The organism is Pseudomonas sp. dw_612, from assembly GCF_018449725.1.
Classification (GTDB): Bacteria; Pseudomonadota; Gammaproteobacteria; order Pseudomonadales; family Pseudomonadaceae; genus Aquipseudomonas.
Genome location: NZ_JAAVVC010000016.1, coordinates 41,146 through 57,439 on the forward strand (window position 1 = coordinate 41,146; position 16,294 = coordinate 57,439).

Below are 16,294 nucleotides of genomic sequence, written 5' to 3' on the forward strand. Positions count from 1 at the left end.
ATTCCCATCCCGTGCCTTGTGGCACGGCCTCAACCCTCCTGACGGAGGGTTTTTTTTGTCCGGGTTATTTGCGTGCCTTGAGAATCACGAATTTCGGTGTGGCCGCCACTTGCTCGACACCACGGAACAGCCGCGCCAGTTTGCTGTGATAACCCAAGTGACGGTTGCCGACGATGTACAACGCACCGCCGACCACCAGCGCCTCTCGGGCCTGCTGGAACATCCGCCAGGCGAGAAAGTCGCCGACCACTTGTTGCTGGTGAAACGGCGGATTGCACAGCACCACATCCAGGGATTGCGGTTCTTGACCGGCCAGGCCATCGCCGGCGCGTACGATCACTTCCCGCTCACCCAGCGCCGCGCGCCAGTTTTCGCTGGCCGATTGCACCGCCATGAAGGACTCGTCTACCAGCGTGTAATGCGCTTCAGGGTTGTGCAGGGCGCTGGCGATGGCCAGCACGCCGTTGCCACACCCGAGATCCGCCACCCGCGCCGTGCCAAGGTTTTTCGGCAGATGCGGCAGGAACGCCCGGGTGCCGATGTCCAGGCCTTCGCGGCAGAAAACGTTGGCGTGGTTGAGCAGTTCGATCGCGGGCTCGTCGAGCAAATAGCGGGACGGGTAGGGCGAGGCGGACGGTGCTTTGGCTTCCGGGATGGCGATCAGCAACCGCGCCTTCTTCACCGCCAACGAGGCTTGCACCGGGCCGATATAGCGCTCCAGCAAGTCCCCGGCGGCGCGGGGCAGATGCTTGACCATCGCCGCCGCAATCACTTGGGCGCCCGGCGCCAGTTGGCCTTGCAGGCGAATCAATTGCTCTTCCAGCAACGCGAGCGTCTTCGGTACCCGAATCAACACCCGGTCAAACGGCCCGACAAACGCTTCACTGGCCGGCACGCTCGGTACCGCGTCGAACGCCTGACCGTTGCGGATCAAATTCTTTTCCAGCCCCTGAAAGGCCAGGAACGAGTCGCCACTGCTGATAACCCGAACCTTGCCCGCCAGGCTGGCGGCCAATGCGCCAAAACTGTCGTTGAGCACCAGCACTCGAGCATCGGCCGCCGGTTGCTGCTCGGCCAGATGATTGAGCAGGTACTCGTCGGCGGCATCGAAGGCTTGCAGCGGTTCGTTCTGCTGTTCGGGCTGGCGGATCAGGTCGAGTTGGGCGAAAGGTGTTTCGAGCAGGGGCATGGGGCGGGGGCTCTGGATAATCAACGGGTGTCCCGCGGCCCTGGGGCGATGTAGCGGGCGGAACCGACCGAGTGGACTGCGCCGTGAGGTTTCTTACGACATCACTCTGGAGGGATCGCAAATGGTACGTTTTTTTCTGTGGGATTACTCGCAGGTTTTCGAGGGCTTTCAGATGATGTTGACCCTGACCGCTTTGATCACGGCGGCAGTTTTGTTGCAGACCCCGAGTTTCTCGATGGCCCGGTGCACATGGAAATTCACCGTGCGCTCGCTAAGGCTGAGGATCAGGGCAATCTCGTACGCGGTCTTGCCATCGGCCGATAGCTTCAGTACCTCGACTTCGCGGGGCGATAAGTGCGGTGCACTGGGTATTTTTGCGCTTTTGGGCAGGGCCTTGGCCGCGAGGCTGTGCAGATGGCGACTGATGAAAACCGTGAAACCGAGGTTTTCGTACAGCTCGTAAGCGGTAATTGGACAGTGGCTTCTGGCCAGGCTCAGGATGCTGCACAGACCGCTTTCTTCGTCGTGGGTCGATTGCGACCAACCGTGCTGCAATCCTTGATGTTGCAAGGCTTTCCATAGCGAGGGTGTCTTGGAAAAGACATCTTCAGTCCAGAGAATCGGTAACATCGAGTGCTTGCAATGAGCCACTATTGGATCTATGGCGTTAAATTTTTCTTGTTCATATTGCGTGTTCCAGTCAGGGGGGAAGTTGTTTCGGTTAAAAGTGTTGTTGTGAGCATTCGTTGATGTTGAAGTAATTGAAAAAGCACAGAATTTGAAGCCGAGGTTTTTAACGAAATTCAGAGCGATCTGGTAGGCAATATCAATTTCTTTGCTATATGACAGTTGGGTTAACTGTGACTCCTTCCATATTTCCATTTTCATTGCTCCATTGGCGTTCCTCTGGGGTGCCTATTGGATCCGGGATCCGGGATCCGGCACGTCACGAGTGTAGGACTATTCCTACCGAAGTGCTCTGATTTTTTTGATCTTGAAAAAGCGGTTGAATGCATAACTGGTTCTTAATCCATGTAACGCTGATGTGACAACTCTGTTTAAAGTTGTGGTGTAAACGGTCCAACTATCGATGGGTGCTGGCCAAGTAATATTGTTTTGGTTGGTTGTTTTTATAGAGAGAAATAAGAACGGTTAGCTAAAGCACCACAAACCATAGGTGTTTAAGTCGCGTACTTTGCGGGACACTGGCCTCACCTGTTCAATGGAGTGCCCCATGACCGCCAGTGAAGAAAAATTCACGCGCCAGACCCTGCTCGACGTCCAGCCACTGACCGCGAGCCTGTTCACCCTGCGCACCACCAGGGACGCCGGTTTTCGTTTTCGTGCCGGGCAATTCGCTCGCCTGGGCGTGACCAAGCCGGATGGCAGTACGGTATGGCGCGCCTACTCCATGGTGTCGTCCCCTTATGACGAATTTCTTGAGTTCTTCTCCATCGTCGTGCCGGGAGGCGAGTTCACCAGCGAGTTGAGCCGCCTGGAAGTGGGGGATACGTTGCTGGTGGAGCGACAGGCCACGGGCTACCTGACCCTGGATCGGTTCGTTGATGGTCGTGATCTATGGCTGTTATCAACAGGCACCGGCGTGGCCCCATTCCTGTCGATCTTGCAGGATTTCGAGGTTTGGGAGAAATTCGAACGAGTCATCCTGGTCTACAGTGCGCGCGAAGGTCGGGAGCTGGCCTATCAGGAGTTGATCGCGGGGTTGGCGCAGCGTGACTACCTGGCAGAGCATGCGCACAAACTGCAATTCATCCCCACGGTCACCCGCGAGCAGGTCCCCGGCGTGCTGAGCGGGCGGATCACCATCCTGATCGAAAATGGCGAGCTGGAGCGGGCGGCGGGGCTGGCGCTGACGCCCGAGCATTCGCGAGTGATGATCTGTGGTAACCCGCAGATGATCGATGACACACGAAAGTTGCTGAAACTGCGCGATATGAATCTCAGCCTTAGCCGACGACCCGGCCAGGTGGCGGTAGAAAACTATTGGTAATAAAAACGGCGCCCCGAAGGCGCCGTTTTTACATCGCTACACCGTTTTCAAGGCCGGTCGTTCCGGGCCTTGAGCAGATCACGAATCTCGCTCAACAGCTCTTCTTCCTTGGTCGGCACCGGCGGCAGGGTCGGTGCGACGGCCTCTTCGCGCTTCAGGCGATTGATAGCCTTGACGCCCATGAAGATCGCGAATGCGACGATCACGAAGTCGATCATGCTCTGGATGAACTTGCCGTACGCCAGCACCACCGCCGGGATGTTGCCATCGGCGGCCTTGAGCGTAATGGCCAGGTCACTGAAATCCACCCCACCGATCAACAGGCCGATGGGGGGCATGACCACATCGCCAACGAACGACGAGACGATCTTGCCGAAAGCGGCGCCGATGATGATACCGACGGCCATGTCGACCACATTGCCTTTGACCGCGAAGGCCTTGAACTCGTTAAGCACGCCCATAGGTTATTTCCTTGTTACAGATGAGGTTGGTGAACGCAGTGTAAATCAGCAAAACCCATCCTGCTCGACACAACTGCTTACATCGCTTGCCTGCTATCGACCCACACATCCGCAGAAAGTTTACAAAAGGCCATCATTCGCGCGCGGTTTACCCGCTCTAGACCGGGCCTTCCAGCATCTTTTGGCTATCGCCCCGGTTTGGCATTTCTATTTAGGTTTTGAGCTGTCGGTCACTAGCCTCTGTTGAGCGCACCTGGATGCGCTTTATAAAATCAGAGGAAACTCCTATGACAACTTCCCTTGGCCTTGGGGCTTTTCCCCATCGCCGTGCCCTGGGCGTTTTGAGCGCCGGCCTGCTGTCCTTTTCCGTGAGTGCCGCCACCCTGACCCGGGATAACGGTGCGGCCGTCGGCGACAACCAGAACTCGCAAACCGCCGGCGCCACAGGCCCGGTGCTGTTGCAAGACGTGCAGTTGATCCAGAAACTCCAGCGTTTCGACCGTGAACGGATTCCTGAGCGCGTGGTGCATGCCCGGGGCACCGGCGCCCACGGCACGTTCACCGTGACCGACGATCTCAGCGACCTGACCAAGGCCAAAGTGTTCGCCGGCGGCCAGAGCACCCCGGTGTTCGTGCGCTTCTCAGCGGTGGTGCACGGCAACCATTCCCCGGAAACCCTGCGTGACCCTCGGGGTTTCGCCACCAAGTTCTACACCGCGGACGGCAACTGGGACCTGGTCGGCAACAATTTCCCGACCTTTTTCATCCGTGACGCCATCAAGTTCCCGGATATGGTGCATGCCTTCAAGCCGGACCCGCGCACCAACCTTGACGACGATTCCCGCCGGTTCGATTTCTTCTCCCATGTGCCGGAAGCCACTCGCACATTGACCGAGTTGTATTCCAACTCGGGTACGCCTGCCAGTTATCGAGAGATGGACGGTAATGGTGTCCACGCCTATAAGTTAGTGAATGCCAAGGGCGAAGTGAACTACGTGAAATTCCACTGGAAGAGTTTGCAAGGGATTAATAATCTCGATCCAGAGGCAGTCGTCAAAGTTCAAGGTCAAGACTACAGTCATATGACTAGCGATTTGGTTACTCATATAAGCAAGGGCGATTTTCCGAAGTGGGACTTGTACGTCCAAGTTGTAAATCCTAAAGATTTGTACAAGTTTGATTTCGATCCTTTGGATGCAACCAAGATTTGGCCCGGTATTCCAGAGCGAAAAGTTGGACAAATGATCTTGAATCGTAATCCGGCCAATGTGTTCCAGGAAACCGAACAAGTTGCCATGGCTCCGGCCAATCTGGTTCCCGGTATTGAACCTTCGGAAGATCGTTTATTGCAGGGTCGAGTGTTCTCGTATGCCGATACGCAAATGTATCGTCTGGGCCCAAATGCCCTGCAACTGCCGATCAACGCGCCAAAGGTTGCGGTGAACAACGGTAACCAGGATGGCGCCATGAACAGCGGTGCCAGCAGTTCTGGCGTGAATTACCAGCCAAGCCGTTTGCTTCCCCGTGAGGAACCTGAAACCGCACGCTACAGCCAGTCGGCCCTGTCGGGCAGCACCCAGCAGGCGAAGATCCAGCGCGAGCAGAACTTCAAGCAGGCCGGCGATCTGTATCGCTCGTTCAGCTCCAAAGAGCGTCAGGACCTGATCGACAGCTTCGGCGGCTCGCTCGCCACCACCGACGACGAGAGCAAGCACATCATGCTGTCGTTCCTTTATAAGGCCGATCCGGAATATGGCACCGGCGTGACCAAGGTTGCCAAGGGTGACCTGGCCCGAGTCAAGGCGCTGGCGGCCAAACTGGTCGACTGATCCCGTTTGCCCGAAACGCGGGGCCTCATTCGAGGCCCCGTCAGACCGAGGAGCCTGTCCATGCGTTTTTATCTATCCCTGTTTCTGGCAGCCCTGTCGGTCAATGCGTTTGCCGGACCAACGGCCGACGCGTCGAAAGATCCCGCCGCACTGAAAGCCCAATTGCAGGATTACTACTTCGATGCCGCCCGCCGTGGCGATGTGCCGATGCTCGACACCTTTATCGAGGCCGGTTATTCCCTCGATACGAGGGACGGCAAGGGTTACACCGCGCTGATTCTGGCCGCCTATCACGGCCAGACCGCCGCTGTGGACCGTCTGCTCGCCGCTGGCGCCGATGCCTGCGCTCAGGACCAACGCGGCAACACGGCGCTGATGGGCGCCATTTTCAAAGGCGAAGTGCAAATTGCCCGGACCCTGTTGGCCGCCAATTGCAGCCCCGACCAGCGCAACGGCGCCGGGCAGACGGCGGCGATGTACGCGGGGCTGTTCAACCGTGTCGAGTTGCTCGATGCGCTCAAGGCCAAGGGGGCCGACCTGAACGCCGAAGATCCGCTGGGCAATAGCGCCGCGCGTCTGGCCAGCGGCGAAATCCGCAACGCCGCGCCGCGCTGATCCCGCTCGGCTGCGCTATCATCGCGGTTTTTGCCGGGAGTTCAGATGGCCAAGGCCAAGCGCATGTACGGCTGCACCGAGTGCGGCTCAACCTTCCCCAAGTGGGCCGGCCAGTGCGGCGAGTGCGGGGCCTGGAACACGCTGACCGAAACCATGGTCGAGAGCGGCGGGGCGGCAGCGCCCAGCGGTCGCACCGGGTGGACCGGCCAGCAAGCCCAGATCCGGACCCTGGCCGAAGTCAGCGTCGAAGAGATTCCACGCTTTTCCACGGCCTCCAGCGAACTTGATCGCGTGCTCGGCGGTGGCCTGGTGGATGGCTCGGTGGTATTGATCGGCGGTGATCCCGGCATCGGCAAGTCGACCATTTTGTTGCAAACCTTGTGCAACCTCGCCAAGAGCATGCCGGCGCTGTACGTCACCGGTGAAGAATCCCAGCAACAAGTGGCCATGCGCGCCCGGCGCCTCGGTTTGCCCCAGGACAAGCTGCGGGTGATGACCGAAACCTGCATTGAAACCATCATCGCCACCGCCCGGCAGGAAAAGCCCAAGGTCATGGTGATCGATTCGATCCAGACGATTTTCACCGAGCAACTGCAATCGGCACCCGGCGGCGTGTCCCAGGTGCGCGAAAGTGCGGCGTTGCTGGTGCGCTATGCCAAGCAGAGCGGTACGGCGATTTTCCTGGTGGGCCACGTGACCAAGGAAGGCGCATTGGCCGGCCCGCGGGTGTTGGAGCACATGGTCGACACCGTGCTGTATTTCGAAGGTGAATCCGATGGGCGTTTGCGTCTGCTGCGGGCGGTGAAAAACCGTTTCGGCGCGGTGAACGAACTGGGCGTGTTCGGCATGACCGACAAGGGATTGAAAGAAGTCTCCAACCCTTCGGCGATTTTTCTCACTCGTGCTCAGGAAGAAGTCCCGGGTAGCGTGGTCATGGCGACGTGGGAAGGCACGCGGCCGATGCTGGTCGAGGTGCAGGCGCTGGTGGATGACAGTCATCTGGCCAACCCGCGTCGGGTCACGCTGGGGCTGGATCAGAACCGCTTGGCCATGTTGCTGGCGGTGTTGCACCGTCACGGCGGGATTCCGACCCACGATCAGGATGTGTTCCTCAATGTGGTCGGCGGGGTCAAAGTGCTGGAAACCGCGTCTGACCTGGCGCTGATGGCCGCGGTGATGTCCAGTTTGCGCAACCGGCCGCTGCCCCATGATCTGCTGGTGTTTGGCGAAGTCGGCTTGTCCGGTGAAGTGCGCCCGGTGCCGAGTGGTCAGGAACGCCTGAAAGAAGCGGCCAAGCATGGCTTCAAACGCGCCATCGTGCCCAAGGGCAACGCGCCGAAAGAAGCGCCGGCGGGGTTGCAGATTATTGCGGTGACGCGACTGGAACAGGCCCTCGACGCCTTATTCGAGTAACCCATAAATCCCTGTGGGAGCGGGCTTGCTCGCGAAGGCGGTGTGTCATTCAACATTTATGTCGACTGACACGACCTCTTCGCGAGCAAGCCCGCTCCCACATTGAATTGCGGTGGGCTTCAGACCTCGATCAACGCCCCCAATTCGCGCTCCAGTTCCTCTGGATCGCCCAGGTTGAACTCAATCAACCGGCGCAAACGCTCGATGGATTCCAGGCTGATGTGTTTGCAGACGAACCCGAGCTGGCAGTGGTCATCGTGGGTCAACATCACGTCCATCTTGATCTCGACGTCGGCGTTCAGATGAATATCGACCAGGAAATGCCAGTCCGGATTACCCAGCCACGGCTCGGGTTTTTCGATCAGCAGGCCCTTGAGCGACAGGTCGATCAGCTTCACCGGCCAGGTGAATTCCGCCTGGCTTAGCTCGGTTCGGGCATCGAACGCAATACGTTTGAAGCGACGGCGATCAGCAGGGTGCTCGCTCATGGCGCAATCCTCGTGAAGGTTCGCTGACTATAGACCTGCATCGCCAAAGGCTGCCAGCACAGTGATGGCGCTCGACCAATGTCGAACTATGGTCTTTGTCGCCAGTAGAGCTAAACTCGGGGTGGCTGTCTTTCTTGTCCACCCTGGCTGGAATAAAAAAATGAAAAATAATAATAGCCTGCTACGCCATCTACCCTGGCTGCTGCTGGCAATCGTAGGAGCGTGTGCCCTTGGCGTAGTGGCACTGCGTCGAGGCGAGGCGATCAACGCCTTGTGGATTGTGGTCGCTGCCGTGGCCATTTATCTGGTCGCCTATCGTTACTACAGTCTGTTCATCGCCAACAATGTGATGCAACTCGATCCGCGCCGGGCCACCCCCGCCGTGCTCAACAATGATGGCCTGGACTACGTCCCGACCAACAAACACATCCTGTTCGGTCACCACTTCGCGGCCATCGCGGGCGCGGGGCCTTTGGTCGGTCCGGTACTGGCGGCGCAGATGGGTTACCTGCCCGGCACGCTGTGGCTGATCGCCGGCGTGGTGCTGGCCGGTGCGGTGCAGGACTTTATGGTGCTGTTCCTGTCCACGCGCCGTAATGGTCGTTCCCTGGGCGACATGGTTCGTGAAGAAATGGGCCGCATCCCCGGTACCATCGCGCTGTTCGGCTGCTTCCTGATCATGATCATCATCCTCGCGGTGCTGGCGCTGATCGTGGTCAAAGCCCTGGCCGAAAGTCCGTGGGGTATTTTCACGGTGATGGCGACCATCCCGATCGCGATGTTCATGGGCATTTACATGCGCTACATCCGCCCGGGTCGCATCGGTGAAATCTCCGTGGTCGGCGTGTTGCTGCTGCTGGGTTCGATCTGGCTGGGCGGGCAGATTGCCGCCGATCCGGTCTGGGCCAAGGCGTTCAGTTTCACCGGCGTGCAGATTACGTGGATGCTGGTCGGTTACGGTTTCGTGGCCGCCTCGCTGCCGGTGTGGCTGATCCTGGCGCCGCGTGACTACCTTTCCACCTTCCTGAAAATCGGCACCATCATCGCGTTGGCGATCGGGATTCTGGTGACCATGCCCGAGCTGAAAATGCCGGCTTTGACCCAGTTCATCGACGGCACCGGCCCGGTGTGGAAGGGCGGGTTGTTCCCGTTCCTGTTCATCACCATCGCCTGCGGCGCGGTCTCGGGGTTCCACGCACTGATTTCTTCCGGCACCACGCCGAAGCTGCTGGATAACGAAGTCAATGCCCGCTACATCGGCTACGGCGCGATGTTGATGGAATCCTTCGTCGCGATCATGGCCATGGTCGCCGCTTCGGTGATCGAGCCGGGCGTGTACTTCGCCATGAACAGCCCGGCCGCGGTGGTCGGTGGTGACGTGGTGGCCGTGGCGCAAACCGTCAGCAGTTGGGGCTTTGCGATCACGCCGGAAGCGTTGCAAGCGGTGGCCCATGACATTGGCGAAACCACGATCCTCGCCCGTGCCGGCGGTGCACCGACCCTGGCGGTCGGTATCGCGCAGATCCTGCACAGCGTGCTGCCGGGTGAAAACACCATGGCGTTCTGGTACCACTTCGCGATCCTGTTTGAAGCGCTGTTTATCCTGACCGCAGTCGATGCCGGCACCCGGGCTGGACGCTTCATGCTTCAGGATTTGCTCGGCTCCTTCGTCCCGTCGCTGAAACGCACCGAGTCCTGGACCGCCAACCTGATCGCCACCGCCGGTTGTGTGGCGATGTGGGGATGGTTGCTGTATCAAGGCGTGATCGACCCGTTGGGCGGCATCAACACCTTGTGGCCACTGTTCGGCATCTCCAACCAGATGCTCGCCGGTATCGCGTTGATGCTTGCCACGGTCGTGCTGATCAAAATGAAACGCCAACGCTACATCTGGGTGACCCTGATGCCGGCGGCGTGGTTGTTGATCTGCACCACCACCGCCGGTTTCATCAAGCTGTTCGACGCCAACCCGGCGATCGGCTTCCTGTCCCTGGCGAAAAAATACAGCGATGCCCTGGCCAACGGTCAGATCCTCGCCCCGGCCAAGGACATTACGCAGATGCAGCACGTGATCTTCAACGCCTACACCAACGCAACGCTGACGGCGCTGTTCCTGTTCGTGGTGTTCAGCATCCTGTTCTATGCGCTCAAGGTCGGGATTTCGGCCTGGGGCAGCAAAGAACGTACGGATAAAGAAGCACCTTTCCAGGCTGTACCGGACGCGTAACTGAGGATTGCAAACATGTTCAATGACCTGAGTCGCCTCGGTAAATACCTCGGTCAGGCCGCGCGCCTGATGGTCGGCATGCCCGACTACGACAACTACGTCGAGCATATGCAAACCAAACACCCGGACAAACCAGTGATGAGCTACGAGATGTTCTTTCGGGAACGTCAGGAAGCGCGTTACGGTGGCAAGGGTGGGCCGAAGTGTTGTTAACCTGACCTCAGGTTGACGCAATCCCCCTTGTGGGAGCGGGCTTGCTCGCGAAAGCGGTGTGTCAGTCAACAGAGATGTTGAATGTGATGGCCCCTTCGCGAGCGAGCCCGCTCCCACATTTGTTTTGTGTTGATTTTTCATTTTGTGAAACAGGAGATTCCAGTTGTCCTCTCCCATCCCGGTAACGATCCTCAGCGGCTTTCTCGGCGCGGGTAAAACCACGCTGTTGCGCTACCTGCTCAAAGCCGAGCACGGCCTGAAAATCGCCGTGATCGAAAACGAATTCAGCGACGCCGGTATCGACACCCAACTGCTGGGCGACGAACCAGTACAAGTGATGACGCTGTCCAACGGCTGCGTCTGCTGCACCATTCACACCGACCTGACCAAAGCCCTGTACCTGCTGCTCGAACGCCTGGACAGCGGCGAAATCGCCTTCGATCGCCTGGTGATCGAATGCACCGGCCTGGCCGATCCGGCGCCGGTGGCGCAAACCTTCTTCATCGATGAGGAACTGCGCGAGCGCTACATTCTCGACGGCATCATCACCCTGGTGGACGCCGCTCATGCTGAGACTCACCTGACCCAGACCATCGCCCAGGCGCAGATCGGTTTTGCCGACCGCTTGCTGGTGAGCAAACGCGATCTGGTGGACGAGCCGACCTTCATCGCCCTCAGTGAACGCCTGACCCGCATCAACCGTCGCGCGCCGATTCGCGTGGTCGAGCACGGCAAGATCGACCTGGCGGAACTGCTCGACGTGCGCGGTTTCAACCTCAATGCCGACCTGGTTGGTGGCGTGAGTTTGCGCCCTGTGAGCAAAGCGCCGTCCATCGACCGCATTTCCAGCCTGGTGCTGCGCACCGACAAGCCACTGGATCTCGACAAGCTCAGCGAGTTCATGAACGAACTGCTGGAAGACCACGGCAAGCAATTGCTGCGCTACAAGGGTGTGCTGAACATTGTTGGCGAGCCGCGGCGCATGGTGTTTCAAGGCGTGCTGAAGTTGTACGGCTTCGACTGGGACACCGAATGGGCCGAGGGCGAGACGCGGGAAAGTGTGATGGTGTTTATTGCGGATGATTTGCCGGAAGAGAAGATTCGGGCGGGGTTTGAGCGGGTTGCCGCCATCTGATACAGGGTTGGTGTCTGTGATGGCCTCTTCGCGAGCAAGCCCGCTCCCACATTTGGAATGCATTCCCCTGTGGGAGCGGGCTTGCTTGCGAAGGCGATCTAACCGGCAACACGATTTCTACTGATCGATGATTCGGCGTTCAGCAACATCCCCTCCAGATAATCCAGATGCCGGCTCAGCAAGGTCACCGCCGCAACGGCATCCCGACGCTCCACCGCCTCCAGCATCGCCAGATGCACCTGCCACACGCAATAGTCTTCCAACTGCGTATCAAACTGCGCAATCGCCAACGAAGTCAGCGGCACCAGACTGCCGAGAAAATGCGCCAGCGGTGTATTCCCGGCCATTTCCGCCAGGCGCAAATGAAAATCCCCGGATAACCGAATCGCCGGACCGCGCGCGGTGCAGTGGCGCTCGCTTTCAATCAGGGCCCGCAGCGATTTCAAGTCTTGCGGCTGGGATGGCTGGCAGGCCAGTCGTATCAACGTGATCTCGGTCAGCCGCCGTGCATGCAGCGTCTGCCGGGTTTGCTCGTGGTCGAGGGTGGCGACCCGGGGGCGATGGTTGGTGCGAAGGACGATGATCTGCTGATGGGACAAACGCGTCAGCACGTCGCGAACGTCACTGCGCCGGGCGCTGAACATCTGCGCCAGGCTTTCTTCGGTAAAGCGACTGGCCGCATCGATGCGCTGTTCGAGAATCGCGTCGAAGATCCGCGAATAGAGATCATCCGTCCGCCGGGGGAAGGGCAGGGCGGTAAGTGTGTGCGGTGAGGCGAAGCTGTTCATGGCTTGTCTCCAGTTCGGAAGGTTTCAACTGCCGAGGTGGTCGTCCGGAATGTTCAGTTCGATGCCCATACGCTGGCCTTCGCGCAGGATGTGCCGGCGCATTTCGGCGCTGGCCTGGGCGCTATTCTTGCTGCGGATGGCCCGCACCACGGCTTCGTTTTCCTCCAGGCGTTCGGCCAGATGTTCCGGCGAGTTGCGCAACACCTCGGCGCTTTGCTTGAGGGCGTTGCTGGTTTGTTGCACCACGCTCTGGAAGATCGGGTTCGAGGTCAGGGTGAACAGTTCTTCGTGGAACGCGATGTAAGCGTTGACCCCGGCCTCGCTGTCGTTGGCTTCGAGGGCTTCGCGCATGTCCATCAGGGTCAGGCGCAGTTGCCCGACTTCCTTGCTGCTGATCGATTGCGCAACGAGGCCGACGATGAACGGCTCCAGGGTGTAGCGCAGTTGCAGCACGTCTTCCAGACTCGCGCCGGCGACCGCGCTGTCGTGGCGCTGGCTGTCGCTGAGGTTGGCTTCCAGCACCACCACGCCTTTGCCCGGCATCGAACGCACCAGGCCGAGGGTTTCCAGCACGATCACCGCTTCGCGCAGGCTCGGGCGGCTGATGCCCAGTTGTTCGGCCAGTTCACGCTGGCCCGGCAGCATGTCGCCGGAGCGCCACTGACCACGGGCCAGCGCGGCCCGAAGTTTTTCTACGACTGAATTGACGACCGTTGAAGTGGTAATCACTGTTGGCTCCGTGAGCATCGATGACGGGTGGTTGAGCGCCGAAAGGCAAGATCAAAAGATCGCAGCCTTCGGCAGCTCCTACAGGTTGTGGGTTAGAAGTCTTGTTGATGCGCCCCGGCTACAGGTTTTCTCGGCTGGAAGGTATAACCCTGCTGCCCGGAAAGCACCTTGTTTGCGCGTTGAATATCGATGTCTTTTTCCCAACGAGCGATGGCTACGGTGGCGACGCAGTTGCCGATCAGGTTGGTCAGCGCCCGGCCGATGCCCATGAACCAGTCCACCGCCAGCACCAACACGAGGCCGACCACCGGTATTGCCGGGATCGCGGTGAGGGTGGCCGCCAGAATCACCAGCGCCGAACCGGGAATGCCGTGGGCGCCTTTGGACGTGATCAGCGACACCAGCAGAATGGTCAGCAAATCCGTCATGGCCAGCGGCGTACCGGTGGCGTTGGCGATGAAGACAATGGCCAGGGTCAGGTAGATCGAAAAGCCGTCGAGGTTGAACGAGTACCCGGTTGGAATCACCAGCCCGACCGTCGAACTGCCGATGCCCAGATGTTCAAGCTTGCGCATGACCTGTGGCAGCACGGCGTCGGAAGAGGCGGTGCCCATGACGATCAGCAACTCTTCACGCAGGTACTTGAGTAGCGGCCACATCCGCAGGCCGGACAGGCGCATCACCAACCCGAGAATCAGCGACACGAACGCGGCGCAGGTCAGATAGAACAGGCCCACCAGACTGCCCAGGTGTTGCAGCGAATCCAGGCCATATTTGCTGGTGGTGAAGGCGATGGCGCCGAACACGCCGATCGGCGCCAGGCGCACGATCATGCCCATGATGCGGAAGATCACATGGCTGAGTTCATTGATCAGCCGCGAGATGCCCGAGGCCGCTTCACCGACCAGGTTCAGCGCGCTGCCGAACAGCACCGAAAACAGCAGCACTTGCAGGATGTTGTTGTCCGCGAAAGCGCCGATCACCGATGTCGGAATCAGGTCCATCAGGAACTGCGTGGTGGTGTGCATCTGCTGGCCGCGCTGGGCCAGATCGCCCATGTCGGCTTTGGCCAACTGGTCCAGATGAATGTTCGCGCCGCTGCCAATCCCGGTACTGAACGCGAACACCAGGCCGATCACCAAGGCGATGGTGGTCAACACTTCGAAGTAGATGACTGACTTGAGGCCGATGCGCCCGACCTTTTTCAGGTCGCCGGCACCGCTGATGCCGCTGACCACCACGCAGAACACGATGAGGCCGATGAGCATCTTGATCAGTTTGATGAAGCCGTCGCCCAAGGGTTTGAGCTGTGCGGAGTATTCAGGAAGGGTCAGCCCGCAGACGATGCCGAGCACCAGTCCGAGAACTACTTGGAGGAAGATTGAACGCGAGCACCATCTGAGCATGGGAGGAATCCTGGTCGGTGTCCTGGCTGCCGTGCGCTTGAACGCATCAGATTCAGGACTTAATTATTGTGGTCTTACCGGTATGTCCAGTGCAGGCGCAGTCTACGCTCGGTTTTTTCCCGATGACAAGTGAAAATAGCAAAATTGGCATGACCGGTCTGACCAGTGGTTCTGGTTCCCTGAAAATCAAAAGATCGCAGCCTTCGGCAGCTCCTACGGTTGGACGCGATTCCATGTAGGAGCTGCCGTAGGCTGCGATCTTTTGATCTTTCTACAGGCGAAAAAAAACCGGCCATCACTGACCGGTTTTTTTTATCGCTGCGATTTAGCGGTGCAATTAAGCGCCGTATACCGGCAGCTTCTTGCAGATGGCCTTGACCTTCTCACGAACGGCGTCGATCACCGCTTCGTTGTTCAGATCTGCCAGGATGTCGCAGATCCAGCCGGCCAGCTCTTTGCACTCGGCTTCCTTGAAGCCGCGAGTGGTCACGGCCGGAGTACCGAAACGCAGACCGGAGGTCACGAACGGGGAGCGTGGATCGTTTGGCACGGAGTTCTTGTTCACGGTGATGAACGCTTTGCCCAGAGCGGCGTCGGCGTCTTTACCGGAGATGTCCTGCTTGATCAGCGACAGCAGGAACAGGTGGTTCTTGGTACCGCCGGACACCACGTCGAAGCCGCGCGCGATGAACACTTCGGCCATGGCCTGGGCGTTCTTCACCACTTGTTGCTGGTAAGTCTTGAACTCAGGCTGCAGCGCTTCCTTGAAGCAGATCGCTTTAGCGGCGATCACGTGCTCCAGCGGGCCACCCTGGGCGCCTGGGAAAACGGCGGAGTTCAGCTTCTTCTCGATGTCGGCGTTGGCGCGAGCCAGGATCAGGCCGCCACGTGGACCGCGCAGGGTTTTGTGGGTGGTGGTGGTCACGACGTCGGCGAATGGCACCGGGTTCGGGTAGACGCCAGCGGCGACCAGACCGGCCACGTGGGCCATGTCGACGAACAGGTAAGCGCCAACCTTGTCGGCGATTTCGCGGAAACGCGGGAAGTCGAGGATCTGCGAGTAGGCAGAGAAACCGGCCACGATCATTTTCGGCTTGTGCTCGACGGCCAGACGCTCGACTTCGTCGTAGTCGATCAGGCCATTGGCGTCGATACCGTACTGAACGGCGTTGTACAGCTTGCCGGAGGACGAAACGCTGGCACCGTGGGTCAGGTGACCGCCGTGGGCCAGGCTCATGCCCAGGATGGTGTCGCCCGCTTGCAGCAGGGCCAGGTAAACGGCGCTGTTGGCTTGGGAACCGGCGTGCGGCTGAACGTTGGCGTAATCGGCGCCGAACAGTTCTTTTGCACGGTCGATGGCCAGTTGTTCAACCACGTCGACGAACTCGCAACCACCGTAGTAGCGCTTGCCCGGGTAGCCTTCGGCGTATTTGTTGGTCAGTACCGAGCCTTGAGCTTCCATCACCGCTGGGCTGGTGTAGTTTTCCGAAGCGATCAGCTCGATGTGTTCTTCCTGGCGCTGAGCTTCTTGCTCCATGGCGGCAAAAAGGTCGGCGTCGTACTTGGCAATAGTCAAATCACGGCTGAACATGGCGGTCCTCAAGGATCGGGGCAGAAAAGGGGGGCATTCTAACCCAACCGCTTTTAGAAGGGATATGAAACACAGTCAGGTTGTGGATAAGCGGGCTTCAAGCAGCAAGCCTCAAGCAGCAAGCCTCAAGCAGCAAGCAAAAGCCTGTTCGCTCTTACTTGCAGCTTGCCACTTGAAGCTTGCAGCGCTCTTCATGTTT

Annotated in this window: 15 protein-coding genes; 7 read left to right on the plus strand and 8 right to left on the minus strand. The window is 59.1% G+C overall.

The window, feature by feature from the left end; translation table 11 throughout:
* Window positions 1–64: 64 nt before the first annotated feature.
* Both HB680_RS22145 and HB680_RS22150 read right to left on the minus strand, forming a co-directional pair.
* A complete protein-coding gene (locus tag HB680_RS22145) occupies window positions 65–1,189 on the minus strand; it encodes a class I SAM-dependent methyltransferase (RefSeq protein WP_213940639.1) in 1,125 nt (374 codons plus the stop codon).
* 168 nt (window positions 1,190–1,357) lie between these two features.
* Window positions 1,358–2,071: an autoinducer binding domain-containing protein gene (locus HB680_RS22150; RefSeq protein WP_213940640.1), complete on the minus strand. Its 714-nt coding sequence runs from the start codon at window positions 2,069–2,071 to the stop codon at window positions 1,358–1,360.
* 352 nt (window positions 2,072–2,423) lie between these two features.
* Between HB680_RS22150 and HB680_RS22155 the strand changes: the two genes are divergently transcribed.
* Window positions 2,424–3,200: a ferredoxin--NADP reductase gene (locus tag HB680_RS22155; protein ID WP_213940641.1), complete on the plus strand. Its 777-nt coding sequence runs from the start codon at window positions 2,424–2,426 to the stop codon at window positions 3,198–3,200.
* A 47-nt stretch (window positions 3,201–3,247) separates the two neighbouring features.
* Here the strand turns inward: HB680_RS22155 and mscL are convergent, their stop codons facing one another.
* Window positions 3,248–3,661, minus strand: coding sequence for a large-conductance mechanosensitive channel protein MscL (gene mscL, locus HB680_RS22160; RefSeq protein WP_213940642.1), 414 nt, complete (start codon window positions 3,659–3,661; stop codon window positions 3,248–3,250).
* 287 nt (window positions 3,662–3,948) lie between these two features.
* On the opposite strand from mscL, the gene HB680_RS22165 reads away from it, so the two are divergent.
* From HB680_RS22165 to radA, 3 genes are read left to right on the plus strand one after another with little or no spacing between them, the layout of a single operon-like run.
* A complete protein-coding gene (locus HB680_RS22165; protein WP_213940643.1) occupies window positions 3,949–5,490 on the plus strand; it encodes a catalase in 1,542 nt (513 codons plus the stop codon).
* Window positions 5,491–5,550: 60 nt separating this feature from the next.
* Complete coding sequence (locus tag HB680_RS22170; protein WP_213940644.1) at window positions 5,551–6,105, plus strand: ankyrin repeat domain-containing protein; 555 nt, start codon at window positions 5,551–5,553, stop codon at window positions 6,103–6,105.
* 45 nt (window positions 6,106–6,150) lie between these two features.
* Complete coding sequence (gene radA / locus HB680_RS22175) at window positions 6,151–7,518, plus strand: DNA repair protein RadA (RefSeq protein WP_213940645.1); 1,368 nt, start codon at window positions 6,151–6,153, stop codon at window positions 7,516–7,518.
* Between the two features lie 119 nt (window positions 7,519–7,637).
* Here the strand turns inward: radA and HB680_RS22180 are convergent, their stop codons facing one another.
* Window positions 7,638–8,006 (minus strand): PilZ domain-containing protein, encoded by a 369-nt coding sequence (locus tag HB680_RS22180; RefSeq protein WP_213940646.1) that lies wholly within the window; start codon window positions 8,004–8,006, stop codon window positions 7,638–7,640.
* A gap of 160 nt (window positions 8,007–8,166) precedes the next feature.
* Here HB680_RS22180 and HB680_RS22185 point away from each other — a divergent pair, with 160 nt between their 5' ends.
* From HB680_RS22185 to yjiA, 3 genes are all read left to right on the plus strand, one after another.
* A complete protein-coding gene (locus tag HB680_RS22185) occupies window positions 8,167–10,233 on the plus strand; it encodes a carbon starvation CstA family protein (RefSeq protein WP_213940647.1) in 2,067 nt (688 codons plus the stop codon).
* A gap of 15 nt (window positions 10,234–10,248) precedes the next feature.
* Entirely contained in the window at window positions 10,249–10,446 is a 198-nt protein-coding gene (locus HB680_RS22190) for a YbdD/YjiX family protein (RefSeq protein WP_007895266.1), read from the plus strand.
* A gap of 163 nt (window positions 10,447–10,609) precedes the next feature.
* A complete protein-coding gene (gene yjiA / locus HB680_RS22195; protein ID WP_213940648.1) occupies window positions 10,610–11,581 on the plus strand; it encodes a GTPase in 972 nt (323 codons plus the stop codon).
* 98 nt (window positions 11,582–11,679) lie between these two features.
* Here the strand turns inward: yjiA and HB680_RS22200 are convergent, their stop codons facing one another.
* From HB680_RS22200 to glyA, 4 genes are all read right to left on the minus strand, one after another.
* Window positions 11,680–12,369 (minus strand): GntR family transcriptional regulator, encoded by a 690-nt coding sequence (locus HB680_RS22200; protein ID WP_213940649.1) that lies wholly within the window; start codon window positions 12,367–12,369, stop codon window positions 11,680–11,682.
* Window positions 12,370–12,393: 24 nt separating this feature from the next.
* The gene (locus tag HB680_RS22205) at window positions 12,394–13,098 is read right to left on the minus strand and encodes an FCD domain-containing protein (RefSeq protein ID WP_213940650.1); all 705 of its coding nucleotides are present in this window, start codon (window positions 13,096–13,098) and stop codon (window positions 12,394–12,396) included.
* A gap of 92 nt (window positions 13,099–13,190) precedes the next feature.
* Window positions 13,191–14,504 carry a C4-dicarboxylate transporter DctA gene (locus HB680_RS22210; RefSeq protein WP_213940651.1) on the minus strand — a complete coding sequence of 438 codons (1,314 nt, stop codon included), beginning with the start codon at window positions 14,502–14,504 and terminating at the stop codon, window positions 13,191–13,193.
* 337 nt (window positions 14,505–14,841) lie between these two features.
* Entirely contained in the window at window positions 14,842–16,095 is a 1,254-nt protein-coding gene (gene glyA, locus HB680_RS22215; protein WP_123404839.1) for a serine hydroxymethyltransferase, read from the minus strand.
* Window positions 16,096–16,294 lie beyond the last annotated feature (199 nt).